Below are 15773 nucleotides of genomic sequence, written 5' to 3'. Positions count from 1 at the left end.
AACCATATCTATTCTATCAAGGTGAGGTATTTTTTTTTCAACGCTTAAGCTTTTCTGAACACGCCTGCATAGCAGGTGGTTTTATTTATAGACAATCAAAAGGCATAAGCCCATATTGGCTTATGCCTTTGTTAAAAATAACTTCCTTTATTCTTCACTCTTCACTTCTCTAAACTTCTTTAATTTCAACCTGCTTCCCTAACCCTTTTAAAAGTTGAGCTATTTCATTAACAATATTTAATTTTATGCTTAAATCCATAGGTAAATCTGGATTTTGATGAGCAGGATTTACCGCTTTTCCAAGCCATATAGTTAAATGAGTACATTCATTTAAAAGTATTCTAGTAAGCTTTGAAGCTCCATCTTTACCTGATATATCATAATAATATCCTGGAGATAAAATTGATTTTTTATACTCCTTAATCATTTCTACAACCCTACTAAGAGTTATAACCCCTTCCGTTATTAGATCTATCCCCTCCATATTAGCTGTAGGCGGTATATCCTTACATTCAAAATCCAAATTCACATTTAGTGGCCTATTTAGCTCTCTTTGAAGAATATTTGCAGCAGTTCCTCCACATATTATCTTTTTACCATAACTCTTTATAAAATCTTTTACAACCTGTCCATCTTTACTTTTATCTTTAGGCGGACCTGTAAATAAGTTCACACATTCTGGAGTCTTTATCTTCATAGTAACTATGGTTGTATCATCTCCTGGCATTCCTCCATAAAGCTCCCAACACACTTCAGCTAAATCCTTTGTTATACTCTGTGCATCTTTTTTATCTTTTGTACTTCTCTCTAAATAATCACATACATTATCCCAGTTCCATCCTAGATTCATTATATTTCCAAGGCCTGCATGAATTACTCCATCACTAACTACAGTTAATACATCTCCTGGTTGTACATAAAATTTACTTTCATATACCTTTCTATCATTTATCACTATTTCTTTTTTATCTATATTCATCATTATTCCTTGTCTAATTATAAATATTGGCGGATTATCATATTCTGCTAAATACACTCTTCCATCATCATATATTTTTATTAATGTAAAGGTTGAATAAGCTATTCTCCTTACCTTGCATACAGGAAGAGTATTTACTATGGTATCTACAGTTTCATATATATTTGCCCCTTCTCTTAACATCGTTGCTGAAATTTTTGTAGTTAAAGTAGATAATATATTAGCCTTAACTCCACTGCCTAATCCATCAGCCATAACTATTATAGTGCTATCTGAAAGCCTTACTATTTCTACTCTATCTCCACATAACTCTTCTTCAAATTTTATTAAGCTTTGAAAGGATACATCTACAAATAAACTCATCTTATTTCACCTTCTTCTCCTTCCACTACTTTTTTAAGCTTTGATAAAATAATCTTTGTTTCAGCTGTAGTTTCTCCTAAAAGACTAGCTATTTCTTGAGCAACCCTCATCTGTTTATCTATAACTTCTTGAGCTGCATTTAAAGTGTTTTCTTTTACTTTAATTAATTCTTCCCTATTTTTTTCTTCCTGCATTATATTTACCATGGAAGCCATTATTACATCCTGCTTAGGCAAATACACAATATTTTCAATAAATACTGCATTATATTGGGGTACTGCTATTTTCTTTCCTATAATTCTTTTTCCCGTTTCTATTACATATCTAAAATCTTCATCGCCCATTAATATAGAAATAGGCTTATCTTTTACATTATTGCCTTTAACTAAGAAAACTTCTTCTCCTGCTGGATTGATTTCTTTAATTTTTAAATTCCCATCTAATAATATTATGCAAGTAGCTGTATTCTCAAATATAACATTTGTTATATTTTCTGCTTTACTCCTCATATAATGCAAACACATAGTAGGTTCTGCCATGCCATTGTAGATAGCCTTTGCCTTCTCTTTACAGGTATCATAGCCACATACTCCACAATTTAGTTCATCCTCAACACTGTATTTTCCCATGCTTTTCATTATTTTTTCTACTTCTTCATCTGATGGATTTTCATTTAAAATACTTTTATCCTTAAAATTAGCATAAAAATCTATACCCTTTGGCGTATCTATTATCTTTTCATTTTCCTTTATATGCATTTCCTTTTTTTCTATGTATTTTTTTACCCATGTCATTCTTTCAAAATATTCTTTTCTATCTCTAATTCTGTTAGGTCCTCCTATGCAACTTCCTTTACAAGCACTTATTTCTACTAATACTTTATTTAAATTTCCTTGCTCTATACTATTTAATAGTTCTATACATTCTTCCATACCACTTACTGATAATTTATCAAAATTAGTTAATGCAGGTAAATCCCCTACTGCCTTTATAATTCCTCCATGTATAGGGTAACCTCTACCTGTTTTAAACGCCATACTACTAACACTATCTTCTTCTAATTCATCTATATTAATATTTTCTTCCTCAATCCACTTTTGTATTTCTTCATAGGTTAATACTGCATCGATAGGCCTTGGATCTTCACTATAACTATCTGCTTCAACTTTTTTAGCTGCACAAGGACCAATAAACACAGTAAAACTGTCATTTTGATAAATATCTTTAAGAATTTTACCATGAGCTATCATTGGTGATACTATAGGTATTATATATGGAATCAATTTTGGAAAATACTTTTCTATAAGATAATTAGCTGATGGACAGCAGGTTGTTATATAATTTTCTAATTTATTTTCGTTTATATAATCCTTATATAATTCCGTTACTACCTCTGCTCCTACAGCTGTTTCTTCTACATCATAAAATCCCATCTTTTTTAATGCTGCGATTAATTTTCCTTCCCTACCTCTAAAAAATCCAGCAAAAGAAGGTGCTATACTGCCAACTACTCTTTTACCATCTCTTACAGCATTTCTAACAAGATCTAAATCACTAGTTATATTTCTTGCATTTTGCGGACATATAGCTAAACAATGACCACAGCTTATACATCTTTCTTCCACTATTTCTGCCTGTTCATTTTTAAATTTTATAGCCTTAACTGGACATGATCGTAAACACTTATAACAGTTTTTACAATTAGCCCTAGAAAAATTCATGTGACTCATTGCTGTATCCTCCCTAAAACCTGTTCTTTAAAAAAACTTTCCACATTACTCTCATTTACTGAATAAATTTTGTCATCTATTTTTACAGAAACGCCTTCCGTACAATTACCCAAGCAAAATGCGCCTTTAAGTTCAACCTTATCTGTTACTTTATAGCTTTCAATAAGTTTTTGTAATTCCCTTATTACTTTGTAAGAACCCTTCAAATGACAAGCACTTCCTACACATACGTTTATAGTAACCATATAATCACCATCCCTAAATCATAAACTCATTTACCTATAAATAATTTTACTCTAAAGCTTACATTTATTCTACTTATAAAAAAGTGGAAAGTAATCTTTTTATATTATATAAGGAATAATATACTCATTCTAAGCAAAAATATAATTATATATACTGTAGAAAGGCGGTTTCTACTAATGAATGGTAATTCAAATAGTATCTTATTAGATTTATTTTTTATATTATTATTAATTGGAGTTAATGCTTTTTTTGCTGCCTCTGAAATGGCTATAGTATCTTTAAACAAAACTAAGCTATCACATTTGGCAGAAGAAGATAATAATGATAAAGCAAAGCTGTTATTGGAATTAACAAAAGAAACTAGTAAATTTTTAGCTACTATTCAGGTTGGAATTACTATATCAGGATTTCTAGCTAGTGCTTCTGCTGCAACAAATATTTCTCAACCTTTATCTGCATGGCTAAAAGCGCTAAATGTTCCTGCTAGTAATCAAATATCTTTAATATTAGTAACAGTTATATTATCCTATGTAACATTAGTCCTTGGTGAATTGTTGCCAAAAAGATTGGCACTTCATCATTCTGATGAAGTAGCTATGTTTGTAATTAAACCTATAATATTTTTTTCAAAAATCACCTTGCCATTTGTTAAAATACTAACATGGTCTACTAACATTCTTATAAGACTTTTTGGCATAGATAGTGATTCTATTGAAGAAGATGTTTCAGAAGAAGAAATAAAAATGATGATAGAAGTAGGAGAAGAAACAGGAGTTATAAAACAAACAGAAAAAGAAATGATAAATGGTATATTTGACTTTGATGATACTTTAGCTAAAGAAATTATGACACCTAGACCAAATGTTTTTACTATAGATATAAATACTCCATTGAATGAACTTATTGATCAAATTTTAGAAGAACAATATTCAAGAATTCCAGTATACGAAGAAGATGTTGATAATATAATAGGAATTTTGTATATTAAGGATTTATTTTTTAATATTAGGCATAACTCCTTAAAAGAAGATTCTATAAAAAAGCTTCTAAGACCTGCTTTTTTTGTTCCTGAAACTAAAGCAATAGATGAATTATTTAAAGAACTTCAAAAAACTAAAAATTATATAGCTATATTAATAGATGAATATGGCGGATTCTCTGGTATTGTAACTATGGAGGATATTTTAGAGGAGATTGTAGGAAATATTTTTGATGAATATGATGAAAAGAGAGAATACATAAAGGAAATAGATGCTCACACTTATTTAGTAGATGGTCTTATTTCTATTGATGATATAAACGATTCTCTTCATTTAGAATTACCTTCAGAACACGCAGATACTATAGGAGGCTTTGTTGTTAACCTTTTAGGTACTATCCCAAATAATACTGATGAAAGAACTGTAGAATATGAGAATATAGTTTTTAAAATACAAGAGGTAAAATATAAAAGGATTAAAAGTCTTAAAATATACATACCTTAAATTTATCATAAATCTATTGATACCTAGGTAACCATTGCATTATAATGGATTTAAAGTAATATATTTTATAAGCAAAGATAATTTGTTATAAGAGGAGAGATTTATATGAAAAAAATCAAGTCAATTGTTGCTTCAGCTACATTAGCTGCCGTTCTTACAACGACTGCATTTAATGTTAGTGCAAAGGTAGATAATAGATTAGGCGGATCAAATCGTTATAACACAGCGGTTGCCATAGCTAATCAAATTTATAATGGTAATGTAGATAACGTAATTTTATGTAGTGGCAAAGGTCCATATGATGCTTTAGCAGCTAGCTTATTTGCTAAAAAGATCAATGCTCCTATTCTTCTTACTGATTCCACTAAAGACGGAAGTAAAGAAACATTTGAATACATTCAAAAACACCTAAATAAATCTGGTAAGGTATATATATTAGGCGGAGAATATTCCGTAAATAAAGATATTGAATCAGAAATTAAAAAACTTGGATTTAATACTGAAAGATTAGCTGGAAAAAATAGATTTGAAACAAGCAGTAAAATATTAAATAAGCTAACAATAAGTAAAGGAACCCCTGTATTTATTGTTAGTTCTGCTGGTTTCGCAGACGCTTTAAGTGTTTCTAATATTTCAGCTATAAAAGAATATCCTTTAATAATGACTAACAAGGATAAACTTTCCACAGAGTTAAAAGCTGAGTTAAATAAAATTCAACCTTCAAAAGTTTATGTAATAGGTGCGGAAAATTTAGTATCACAAAATATTGTAAATGAAGTAAAAGCTATTAACCCTAATTTAAAAGACAACAACATTATTAGAATAGCTGGTAATAATAAATATGAAACAAACTTATTAATAAACAGAGCTTTTGATTTAAAATCTTCTAATACAGTGGTTGCTTCAGGTGAAGGCTTTGGTGATGCACTTGCAGGAAGTGTACTAGCTGCTAAATTAAATGCTCCAATAATTTTAACTAATGGAAAAGATTTTTCAAAACAACAATCATACTTAACTTCTACAGAATATACAAATCACTATATATTAGGTCTTGAAGGTTCTGTTAGTAAGGCAATTGAAAGCACACTAAACAATACAGTTTCAAAAACAAAAGATGGACAAGAATTTTTAACTAAGGTATGTTCAGCAGAAGAAGTTAAATCCTGTGAAATGGCTGGAAGTTATACAATTAAATTCTCAGCAAAAGACCTTCCTGCTGAAGCACAAAATGGATTTAATCAAGTCATATCCACTGTAGGAGATACTATAACTATGGACATGACTGGAAAACTTCAAAGTGAATCTGATACAAAAATGAAAGAAGAAGTATCTAGTACAATAAAATTAGGTGGCTTTATGGCTGCAAAACCTATAAAATTCCCTATGTGGATAGATATGGACGCTTCAAAACCTGCTGATCCAGCATTTAAATTAATATACGGTTTACCTAAAGAATTAACTGATCTTACAGCAGCAGATCCAAGCATGGCTGCATTAAAGGGTAAGGAATATATGGTTCTTGATATGTCAGCTATGGATAAATTAGATGGTAATTCAAAAGATGTTACTACTCCTAAAATGGATTATGCTAAAATTACAAGCTTTATAGAAAAAAACAAGAGCACTTTTGAAAAATTAGGATTAAAATATGTGGCTGGATACAATCCTAACTTTAATATAGTAACAAAATTAGGTACTAAAACTATTCCTGATGGCAGAACTGCTACTGGCTATCAAATAACTTTAAATAACGAAACTTTAAAAGCGTTTTTAGCTTATACAGGAAACAATGCTTTAAACTTTGTTGAACAAAAAGAAGTAATGGACTTTATCAAAGCTTACTTAAATGTTTGTATAGATTCAGTGGATTCTCCTAACAAAGCAAAAGATAAAGCTGAATTCGAAAAAGAATTTGATAAAGGATTTAATGAATTCTTAGCTAATATGCCAGCTAACAAATTAGCTTATAGCAAGTTTGTAGAAGGCTTCTCAGCTATGGAACTATTAGGAAAAGATGGTATCCAAATTAAATACTACTTAGATGACAAAGGTAGAACTGTTTATGAAGAAGGCGTAATGGACTTTAAGCTTGATTTATCAAAAATGGGTGATCCAAGTGTTAAGGGTACAGTTGGTATGACTATTAACTTTAATACATCTTTAACAAAATTAAATGATTCAAACATAACTGTTAAAATGCCAACATTAACTGACTCAAATTCCATGGATTATTTTAAGTTCTTACAATCAACTATGGAAAATGCAATTAAAACAACTGAAAATGTAGAAATAAAATAATAATTATACAAAGGGCAACTTAGCTAAGTTGCCCTTTTATTATTTAATAAATAATTCTTAAATTTACATGAAATTTTAACCTAGAATACTTAGCTGTATCTGTGTAATATCTTTCTGTTATAATACCAGATGCTAAATTTAAGTACTATGCCAGAAATATTGGTTCTAGACGAACCTACTTCAGGTCTTGATCCAATTATAAAGAAAAAGGTTATTAATATAATTTTAGATGATGTAGCTGAAAGGGGAACTACGGTGTTTATATCTTCTCACCATCTATCTGATTTAGAGAGAATATGCGACACAGTAGCCTTTATAAATGGTGGAAAAATAGATTATATAAATAACATAGAGGATATGAAAAACAGTATAAAAAAGCTTCAAGTTGTATTTAAAGATGCTCTACCAGAGGATATAGTATATTGACCTGAAGTTTTAACTATGGAAAGCATAGGAAAAGTAAATTATATAATCACTAAAAAATATTCTAAAGAATTGGTTAGTAAACTATTAAATAAAGGCGCACTATTTGTTGACGAATTAGATTTAAGTCTTGAAGATATGTTTATTTATTCTACAGAGGAGGGTGTAAAACATGAAAAATCTTTGGCATAATCCATTATTTTATAAAGATTGGCGAAATGCTAAATGGATTTTTGCTGATTCTTTTAGATCTTATAGTATTTAAAATCATAAGTATTATCTCAAGTTTAACTTATTTAAAATCTTATAAGCAATCTGTTTTACAGCGTGCCGCTGGAGATTCTAATTATAGGATTATTGATTATAATCTGTATGAAAAATATTGGTTTAATAATTCATTAAATGAATTTGATCCATGGATTTTTGGAGTTATTGCTTTAACTATAGTTTTAGCAATAATATTATTTCAAAGTGAACGAAATAGTTCTACTTATTCTCTTATAGCTTCTATGCCTTTTAAAAGATCAGAAGTTATAAAAACTAAATGGCTTACAGGAATACTAGCTATAACTTTACCTTTTATAATAACCTTTGTTGTTATAAGTATATTTTATTAATTTACAATGGATGATAGAACAACCCTTTTCTTTAATTTTAAATTGGCTATTTATAAATATGTTTACCTGTGTTGCTACATTCTCTTTTATATTTTTTATAGAAACTATAATGGGACAAAATATAGCTGCAGCTGGAGTAGGTTCATTAATATTAATTGCTCCTTTTGGATGTCTTTCTATTATAAGTGAATTTATAATGATTCATATACAAAATTCTATAACATATAATCGATTATTAGGAAAAATAAATAATATTTCACAAAACATAATACTTTATACCATAAGTAAACCTATAATTAAATTTGATGAATTAGTGATAGGTGATAATCATATACAGCAGCATTACTTCGTTTATTCTAATTATAGTTTGAAAATATTAGCCTTAATATGTATAATTGGAGTAACATATCTATTATCTATATATTGTTATAATAAAAATCAATTCGAGATGAATGGCTATCATTTAAAACCTGAGAGGTAATAAAGTAAAACAATTACTCCATTACCTCTTAATTTATTATCAAGTGATTCCTAATTTAAGATGTAGTTTACTTAAAAAGAATACTTGATCCATCAGATAAATCTTTATACTTCATACTACTCTTTTTTAGTTCCCTTGTGCTATAAAGTATATCATAGTCATTTATATTAATTTCTTTAGCTAACCCTTCTATTAACTTTTCACATTCCTCTTTTGTTTTTCCATGAATCATTGTAAAAAGATTATACTTCCAATTTTCACAAGTAACCCTTTCATAGCAATGAGTTACCTGTGGTAACTTAGCTAAATAGTTCCCTATACATTCTACTCTTCCACTAGGTACATACCATACTACCATAGCATTAGCCTTAAATCCTGCCTCTCTATGATGAAGAACTGCTCCTATTCTTTTAAGTACACCTATATTTTTTAAATATTTTATTCTTTCAATTATTTTCTCTTCTCCTACATTTAGTTCTTTAGCCATACTTTTAAAAGGTTCTTTTTCTATAATTATATCTTCTTGAAGCCTTTTTATTATTTCCTTATCAAGAGCATTAAGCATTTTTTGTTCCTCCTAAATTTAAAGTAACTTTTACTTTAAATAATCTATTAGATGGCAAACTTATTAGATTTAATATACCAGCTTCTTTCTTTATTTCTCTTATTATTTGGTCTATTCTATCCTTAGATGATGCTATTATAGTAAACCACATATTATATCTATTATTTCTTATGTAATTGTGAGTTATTTCATCATACTTATTTATGATTTTAGCAACATATTCTATTTTACTTTCTGGTACAATTATTGCGCACAATGTACTGGTATATCCCATTTTTTTCGAATCGAATATTCCCCCTAACCTTCTTACATATCCACTTTCTTTTAACTTCTTAATTCTATCTATTACTTCATCTTCTGTTATATTAATTTTTTCTCCTATAGCCAAAAATGGTCTTTCTTCTATATCTATTCCCTCTTGCAGTAAGGTTAAAAGCTTTTTATCTATACTATCCATTTTACTCCTCCTAATTATTTATTAGAGTAAATACAAAGACCTTCTTCTGCCATGTAATCCCCATTATTATAATAAGCAGCTCTTGCTCTACATCCACCACAATTATGCTTAAATTTACATACTCCACAGCTTCCTTTATAATCCTGTGTTCTAAGTTCCTTAAATATGCTACTATTCTGCCATATATAATTAAATGAAGTATCTTTAACATTTCCTGCTACTCTATTTAAGTAAGCACAGGGCTGAACATCTCCTTTAGGGCTTATAATGCAATAACTAATGCCAGCAAGACATCCCCTTTTAAATCTAAGCTTCATACCCATGCTTTCCCCTATCCTTATAAACTGAGGTGCACAGGTTGGTTTTATCTCAATTTCTACTTCCTGCTGTTTATTCATTATATCCTTAAGTAAACTTTCATATTCATCCCTATTTAAAACTTCTTCCTCTATATTTTCCCCTCTTCCTGTAGGAACTAAAAAGAAAATATGATGGGCTGAAGCTCCCATAGCTACAGCAAAATCTGTAATAGGAATTACTTCATCTTTATTCCACTCCATAACTGTAGTATGTATTTGAAATCTCAATCCTATGTCTCTACAATTTTTCATTCCTAAAAGAGTATCCCTAAATGCATTTTTATCCCCTCTAAATTTATTATGCTTCTCTGCATTTAAGCTATCTAAGCTTATGCCTACGCTCATTAAGCCTACAGATTTAAGCTTCTCTGCTACCTTTTTAGTAATTAAGGTTCCATTACTTCCAAGTACAGGCCTTAGTCCTATTTCTGAAGCATACTCTATAAGCTCAAATATATCTTCTCTCATAAGAGGTTCCCCTCCTGAGAAAATCATTATTTTAAATCCTGCCTTTTGTATTTCCTCTATAAGTTTTTTAGCTTCTTCTGTATTAAGTTCTTCTTTAAGCTTTTCCCCAGCTTCTCTATAACAATGGCTACAATATAAATTGCATTTATTTGTTGTATTCCATGATACTATCATAACTTTCCCCCTTACAGTCCTATTTCACTATTCTTAAGATAGCAAGCAGGATCCGCCTCCCAAAAGTCACCTGTAACTGCTTCTGCACGGGTTCTAAAATTCCCATTACATACAGAAAGCCATTTACACTTATTGCATCTTCCTTTGAGTAAAGATTTTCTATCTCTTAATCCATTTAAAATAGGGTGTTTTGAATCTTTCCATATAGAACTAAATTTTTCTTCTTTAACATTTCCAAAACTATGTTGCCATGTAAACTGATCTGGATGAACATTCCCCATATAATCTACACATCCAAAAGCCATTCCAGATCTATTTCCACCATTAGTTTTTATAAGTCTTAATATATCCTGGGCTTTATCAGGAAACCTTTCTAAAGCCTTAAGGTATAGATATACTGAATCTGCATGATTATCTACAGTTAATATCTCTACCTTTTCCCCAAACTCTAAAGATTTACTCATAATTAAATCCAAAACTTCTCTTCTTTCCTCTTTTGATATATCTTCATCCACAAGCTTACTTCCTCTTCCTGAATAAACAAGATGATAAAAACATACTCTAGGAATTTCTTCTTCTTTTATTAATGTAAATATATCTTCAATACCCCCTACATTATGTTTATTTATAGTAAATCTAAGCCCAACCTTTTGCCCTACTTCTACACAATTTCTTATTCCCCGTAATGCTTTATCAAAAGATCCTTTAACCCCTCTAAACTCATCATGCTTTGTTCCAGTACCATCTAAACTTACTCCTACATATCCAACCTTCATTTTCTTTAGATCTTTACATACATCCTTATAAAGCATTGTTCCATTAGTGGATATAGTACTTCTTATTTGAAGATTAGATGTAAAATCTAGTATTTGAAAAAAATCTTCTCTTAACATAGGTTCTCCACCTGAAAATAATATTACAGGCACATTAAAATCTTTTAAATCTTTAATAAATACTTTTGCCTCTTCTAAGCTTAATTCTTCATTACATTTTTCACTTTCTGCATTTGCATAACAATGTACACATTTCAAATTGCATTTCTTAGTACAGTTCCAAACTACTACAGGCCCTCTACCAAAGTTCACTCCACATTTACATTCTCCTGCACCTTTTTCATATCTTAAACTATCTCCAAAGTTACAAGAATTGCATAGCAACTTAGTTATACTTAGCATAATTATTTTCTCCTTACTTAATATATATTATTAATTAATAATTATTTATTCCATTATAACTATAAAATATTACTATTTCAAAGCTTTTCTATGAAAATATGATCATGTAAAATATTTAAATCATTTCTATACATAAATTAATTCATAATTTTGTGCATAAATCACAAAAATGGATTATTTTAAAATAATCTTTTGACTATCTTAAAATAATCCATTTTTAATTTATCCGATAGCTACGCTCCTGGATAAGTTCTTCCCCTAAAGGATAAGGATTTCTAAGAAGCGAAGCTCCTAAGAACTCTCTTAATAAGGTTCAGATGGAGAAGGTAGTTCTTTTAAGAAAACTCCACCTGAACCTAAGAATCACTTGATCTATTACACCATTTATGGCAAAAGCCCACCTTTTTATTACAAAGAACATTCTTAGAACCACAAGATGGACATAAATTTTTATCCTGTTCATAGTTTACATCATATACATTGCCACAGTCTAAACACTTAAACTTGCATATATTAGTTGTATAATGTCCTCCACTTATGTTAATAGCCTTCCCCATAGTTAAAGCTATAGCAACCTTCTTTCTAGCATCATCTATTATGTTTTGGAAGGTTTGTCGGGATATTCCCATCTTTTCAGCACACTCTTCCTGATTTAATCCCTCAACATCCTTTAGTCGCATAGCCTCTAATTCTTCAACCTTCAATACTACTTCTTCAATTTCACATCTCCTCTTTCCAACAGGTGTGAAATATGTGTTTTCGGGGAAATGCTCCACTCTTCTACATTTAGTTGGCCTTACCATAAAAGTTTCCTCCCTGCATTGTTAACTAAATACCTCTTTACAAACATTATACTATCTTTTTAACATATATGCAGAGATTTATAGTAATTATTAATTATGACATCTGCATTTGCATTGATGGCCATTTTCTCCATGATGTCCATCATGTCCATGACAAGTACTAGCTACTGATTTTAATTCACCTTTTAAATATTTATCTACTATTTCATCGCACACTCCATTAGCTCCAAGTATAACTTCCATGTTATTTTCCTTAAGAAGCTTTTGTGCACCTTCTCCCATATTGCCTGCTATTACTACATCTATATTTAATTCTTTTAAATATACTGGAACCTTTACTTTTTCATGTCCTGGATTTTCAATAATCTTCTTATTTGAAATTTTCCCCTCATTCACTTCATAAATTGTAAATAATGGACAATGTCCAAAATGACCACTTATTTTGTTTTCTATTGTTGGTAACGCTATTCTCATATTCTTTTCCTCCTAAAATACGTTATTGGCATTTGCTAATTTAATAATAACGTATTTTAGGATTATTGTCAAATGCCAATAACCCTAATTATACTATTAATATTACATTTATTAAATCTCATATTATTTCATAACTTTGCTCCATGGAATATTAAAGGACTTTCTCCAATATACCACTGTAGCTACAAACATTATTACCATATATATATATACATAAATACTTGCATTAATTGATGCTATGCCATAATGTATTCCACCCAAAGCTGCCAATACAAACAAAAGAAGTATTACTATTAATCCTTCACCATTTTGCGTAGCTTGAAAGCTTTTAGAAAACGGAAGATCTTTATCCATAAATTTAAAACACATAATTGTAAATATCATCATATTAAAAAATCCTATAACTAAATGTGGAATAATCTTAACTCCAAATATAAACGTAAATATAATTGATATAAATATATATATTGGAGCTATAAGTTTTATCACTATTGCCTTTAACACGCCCTTAAAAGCTGGTGCTACGTTTTTAATAGGCATTGTTCTATAAATCCAAGCTCCCTTATACCTCTCTGAATACTTCATCATCATAACCACAGTAGGTAAATTTAAAACAGAAAAATATATATTAAAATAATATTTTGTTGAAGGCATATAAGCTAACCATTGACTAAAAGTTTCGGTTTTAGAAATAGTATTAAACAGAAATAAGAATGGAAAAACAATAGCAAGTCCTAATGATGGATAAACCTTTAATTTAAATTGTCTTTCATTTTTTATCATATTGTAACCAAATTTAAAAAATGTCCTCTCTTCATTATCAAAACAAACAAATCTACTTAGTGTTTCTCCTAAATTCTTTTTACTCTTATTTATCCCTGAACTGTTATTTAGTTTTTGTAAGTTTCTTTCAAAACTAGGCACAAGCTTTATATAAATTAATATAGACACACAAGGTACTATAATGGCACATAATGATAAACCTATAATATAATTATTAAAATTATTATTTAATACCATCTCTAAAGGCGCAGCAAACCATATAGGCCATATTAAATATTGCCACCATTTAGGTGTAAAAACTGCATTTACATTAATAATATTAAATAATCTTCCTATAAACTGATATCCTATAGTTATTGTTATTGTTAAAATTATCTGAACATAATTTATTACATCCTTTAACTTTTCTCCATCAAAAAATCTTAATATTAAAGCATATAATAAAGCTGTAAGTGCTATCATAAATATATCTACCAAAATTATTTCACATAACAAAACTATAAAAAAAGCAGCTCCATGTTTAATTGATACCATAAGTGCAATTCCCGTTAATGAAATGGTTATATAAAACATATAAATTAATATATGCATAAATTTAGCTGCATTAATAGTTTTGCTCGTTACAGGTTTAGTAAATATAATATTTTTATCTCTAATGTCTAATAACACAGATGAAAAATCAGAAATAAAAGTTGTAATAAGCATAAACATTAATATACCAAAAAATATGCTCATTTGAAACATTATATTCTTATTTGATATTACTAACGCCACTAAAAATAATCCTAATAATACGTACATCCATAGCGATTTAAAAAACTGATTTTTATCATTTTCTTCTTCTTTCTTTTTTTGAGAATTATTGATTACAGTAGGAACTCTTCTTCCATCCATGGTAAGCTTAAGCTGAAGAATTTTCCTCATAGTTTTATAGTCTACACCAGATTTCTCAAAAATCCACTTGAACTTATCTATAATTTTTAATACTGTAAACTCTTTCATATTACTGACCTGCCTTGTACTATAGATACAAATTCTTCTGCTATTTCTTTATATTTATTAAAACCTGTTAGTTGATTAAATATCTGTTCTAATGTCCCTTCCTGACATTGATGCTTTAAATCATCAAAACTTCCATCTGCCACTATTTGCCCATCACTTAGTAAAACAATTCTATTACTTATTTTCTCTACAACATCCATTATATGAGATGAGTAAAATATGGTTTTTCCTTCACCCGCTAGTTCTGCTAAAATTTCTTTAACTATCATCACACTATTTGCATCCAATCCACTTAAAGGTTCATCTAAAAATAATATATCTGGGTTGTGTATCAAACTTGATATTAGTAAAACCTTTTGTTTCATTCCCTTCGAATAAGAAGAAATTTTAGAATTATATACCTGTTCTATTCCAAACATTGTCATAAGGTTTTTTGCCTTATTATCAACGTCATTATAATCTAACCCATATAATTCCCCTATAAAAGTCAAGTATTCCTTTGCAGTAAGATTATCATATATATCTGCTGTTTCCGGAACATACCCTATCTTCCTTTTATATTCTACATCCTCATCATTTATAGGCTTTCCAAGTATACTAACCTCTCCAGTATATCCTCCAATAAGCCCCAACATAATTTTTACTGTAGTGCTCTTTCCTGCTCCATTAGGACCTATATATCCTATTATTTGCCCTTTATATACATCTAAATTTATACCCTTTAATACCTGTTTGTCTCCAAAACTCATCTTAAGATCCCTCATAGTAATTATGGGTTCATTTGTCAATTCCATAAAATCACCTCAATTTTCTGTAGCTTTTTATTTCATTGTAACATAGGAACCCCTCAGTAACAATATTTACCTTATTCAAGAAATAAATACACTCTAAA

General features: G+C 29.3%; 15 protein-coding genes and 1 pseudogene. 5 read left to right on the top strand and 11 right to left on the bottom strand.

Annotated features, from left to right (window positions below):
• Positions 1–169: 169 nt before the first annotated feature.
• Genes T514_RS0112455 through T514_RS0112445 form a run of 3 tightly spaced genes read right to left on the bottom strand, consistent with a single transcriptional unit; the run spans position 170 to position 3317 of the window.
• Positions 170–1342, bottom strand: coding sequence for a SpoIIE family protein phosphatase (locus tag T514_RS0112455; RefSeq protein ID WP_027625075.1), 1173 nt, complete (start codon positions 1340–1342; stop codon positions 170–172).
• A complete protein-coding gene (locus tag T514_RS0112450) occupies positions 1339–3072 on the bottom strand; it encodes a [Fe-Fe] hydrogenase large subunit C-terminal domain-containing protein (RefSeq protein WP_027625074.1) in 1734 nt (577 codons plus the stop codon). The genes T514_RS0112455 and T514_RS0112450 overlap by 4 nt, the downstream gene beginning before the upstream one ends.
• Complete coding sequence (locus T514_RS0112445) at positions 3069–3317, bottom strand: NAD(P)H-dependent oxidoreductase subunit E (RefSeq protein ID WP_027625073.1); 249 nt, start codon at positions 3315–3317, stop codon at positions 3069–3071. Before T514_RS0112445 ends, T514_RS0112450 begins: the two co-directional genes overlap by 4 nt.
• Before the next feature lie 177 nt (positions 3318–3494).
• On the opposite strand from T514_RS0112445, the gene T514_RS0112440 reads away from it, so the two are divergent.
• The 5 genes and pseudogenes from T514_RS0112440 to T514_RS0112415 all read left to right on the top strand — a co-directional run bounded on the left by T514_RS0112440 (position 3495) and on the right by T514_RS0112415 (position 8621).
• Positions 3495–4802 carry a hemolysin family protein gene (locus T514_RS0112440; RefSeq protein WP_034869010.1) on the top strand — a complete coding sequence of 436 codons (1308 nt, stop codon included), beginning with the start codon at positions 3495–3497 and terminating at the stop codon, positions 4800–4802.
• A gap of 105 nt (positions 4803–4907) precedes the next feature.
• Entirely contained in the window at positions 4908–7100 is a 2193-nt protein-coding gene (locus tag T514_RS25770) for a cell wall-binding repeat-containing protein (RefSeq protein ID WP_051542030.1), read from the top strand.
• A 129-nt stretch (positions 7101–7229) separates the two neighbouring features.
• A pseudogene (locus T514_RS27335) lies at positions 7230–7715 on the top strand (ABC transporter ATP-binding protein); the annotation flags it as partial.
• 26 nt (positions 7716–7741) lie between these two features.
• A complete protein-coding gene (locus T514_RS0112420) occupies positions 7742–8140 on the top strand; it encodes an ABC-2 transporter permease (protein WP_027625070.1) in 399 nt (132 codons plus the stop codon).
• A gap of 58 nt (positions 8141–8198) precedes the next feature.
• On the top strand, positions 8199–8621 hold the full coding sequence (locus tag T514_RS0112415) for a hypothetical protein (protein WP_027625069.1): 423 nt from the start codon (positions 8199–8201) through the stop codon (positions 8619–8621).
• Between the two features lie 67 nt (positions 8622–8688).
• On the opposite strand, the gene ahbB is transcribed toward T514_RS0112415, so the two are convergent.
• From ahbB to T514_RS0112375, 8 genes are all read right to left on the bottom strand, one after another.
• Positions 8689–9186 carry a siroheme decarboxylase subunit beta gene (gene ahbB, locus T514_RS0112410; protein WP_027625068.1) on the bottom strand — a complete coding sequence of 166 codons (498 nt, stop codon included), beginning with the start codon at positions 9184–9186 and terminating at the stop codon, positions 8689–8691.
• Complete coding sequence (gene ahbA / locus T514_RS0112405) at positions 9179–9643, bottom strand: siroheme decarboxylase subunit alpha (protein WP_027625067.1); 465 nt, start codon at positions 9641–9643, stop codon at positions 9179–9181. Before ahbA ends, ahbB begins: the two co-directional genes overlap by 8 nt.
• A gap of 14 nt (positions 9644–9657) precedes the next feature.
• Positions 9658–10644, bottom strand: coding sequence for a putative heme d1 biosynthesis radical SAM protein NirJ2 (gene nirJ2 / locus T514_RS0112400; protein WP_027625066.1), 987 nt, complete (start codon positions 10642–10644; stop codon positions 9658–9660).
• An 11-nt stretch (positions 10645–10655) separates the two neighbouring features.
• The gene (nirJ1, locus tag T514_RS0112395) at positions 10656–11819 is read right to left on the bottom strand and encodes a putative heme d1 biosynthesis radical SAM protein NirJ1 (protein WP_027625065.1); all 1164 of its coding nucleotides are present in this window, start codon (positions 11817–11819) and stop codon (positions 10656–10658) included.
• A 356-nt stretch (positions 11820–12175) separates the two neighbouring features.
• Positions 12176–12622, bottom strand: a complete 447-nt coding sequence (locus tag T514_RS0112390) for a DUF134 domain-containing protein (protein WP_027625064.1) — start codon at positions 12620–12622, stop codon at positions 12176–12178.
• Between the two features lie 90 nt (positions 12623–12712).
• Complete coding sequence (locus T514_RS24540) at positions 12713–13096, bottom strand: NifB/NifX family molybdenum-iron cluster-binding protein (protein WP_051542028.1); 384 nt, start codon at positions 13094–13096, stop codon at positions 12713–12715.
• Between the two features lie 123 nt (positions 13097–13219).
• A complete protein-coding gene (locus T514_RS0112380; protein ID WP_027625063.1) occupies positions 13220–14881 on the bottom strand; it encodes a hypothetical protein in 1662 nt (553 codons plus the stop codon).
• Positions 14878–15675: an ABC transporter ATP-binding protein gene (locus T514_RS0112375; RefSeq protein ID WP_027625062.1), complete on the bottom strand. Its 798-nt coding sequence runs from the start codon at positions 15673–15675 to the stop codon at positions 14878–14880. The genes T514_RS0112380 and T514_RS0112375 overlap by 4 nt, the downstream gene beginning before the upstream one ends.
• Positions 15676–15773 lie beyond the last annotated feature (98 nt).

The sequence above is a fragment of the Clostridium lundense DSM 17049 genome, assembly GCF_000619945.1.
GTDB classification, from domain to species: Bacteria; Bacillota; Clostridia; order Clostridiales; family Clostridiaceae; genus Clostridium_AO; species Clostridium_AO lundense.
This window is presented reverse-complemented; position numbering and strand designations above follow the sequence as displayed.

Excerpts from the sequence above, each read along its gene's own strand:
- T514_RS0112380 (WP_027625063.1), bottom strand. The coding sequence starts at position 14,881 with ATGAAAGAGTTTACAGTATTAAAAATTATAGATAAGTTCAAGTGGATT.
- nirJ1 (WP_027625065.1), bottom strand. The coding sequence starts at position 11,819 with ATGCTAAGTATAACTAAGTTGCTATGCAATTCTTGTAACTTTGGAGAT.
- T514_RS0112375 (WP_027625062.1), bottom strand. The coding sequence starts at position 15,675 with ATGGAATTGACAAATGAACCCATAATTACTATGAGGGATCTTAAGATG.
- T514_RS25770 (WP_051542030.1), top strand. The coding sequence starts at position 4,908 with ATGAAAAAAATCAAGTCAATTGTTGCTTCAGCTACATTAGCTGCCGTT.
- T514_RS0112450 (WP_027625074.1), bottom strand. The coding sequence starts at position 3,072 with ATGAGTCACATGAATTTTTCTAGGGCTAATTGTAAAAACTGTTATAAG.
- ahbB (WP_027625068.1), bottom strand. The coding sequence starts at position 9,186 with ATGCTTAATGCTCTTGATAAGGAAATAATAAAAAGGCTTCAAGAAGAT.
- ahbA (WP_027625067.1), bottom strand. The coding sequence starts at position 9,643 with ATGGATAGTATAGATAAAAAGCTTTTAACCTTACTGCAAGAGGGAATA.
- T514_RS24540 (WP_051542028.1), bottom strand. The coding sequence starts at position 13,096 with ATGAGAATAGCGTTACCAACAATAGAAAACAAAATAAGTGGTCATTTT.
- T514_RS0112455 (WP_027625075.1), bottom strand. The coding sequence starts at position 1,342 with ATGAGTTTATTTGTAGATGTATCCTTTCAAAGCTTAATAAAATTTGAA.
- nirJ2 (WP_027625066.1), bottom strand. The coding sequence starts at position 10,644 with ATGATAGTATCATGGAATACAACAAATAAATGCAATTTATATTGTAGC.
- T514_RS0112390 (WP_027625064.1), bottom strand. The coding sequence starts at position 12,622 with ATGGTAAGGCCAACTAAATGTAGAAGAGTGGAGCATTTCCCCGAAAAC.
- T514_RS0112415 (WP_027625069.1), top strand. The coding sequence starts at position 8,199 with ATGTTTACCTGTGTTGCTACATTCTCTTTTATATTTTTTATAGAAACT.
- T514_RS0112420 (WP_027625070.1), top strand. The coding sequence starts at position 7,742 with ATGCTAAATGGATTTTTGCTGATTCTTTTAGATCTTATAGTATTTAAA.
- T514_RS0112440 (WP_034869010.1), top strand. The coding sequence starts at position 3,495 with ATGAATGGTAATTCAAATAGTATCTTATTAGATTTATTTTTTATATTA.
- T514_RS0112445 (WP_027625073.1), bottom strand. The coding sequence starts at position 3,317 with ATGGTTACTATAAACGTATGTGTAGGAAGTGCTTGTCATTTGAAGGGT.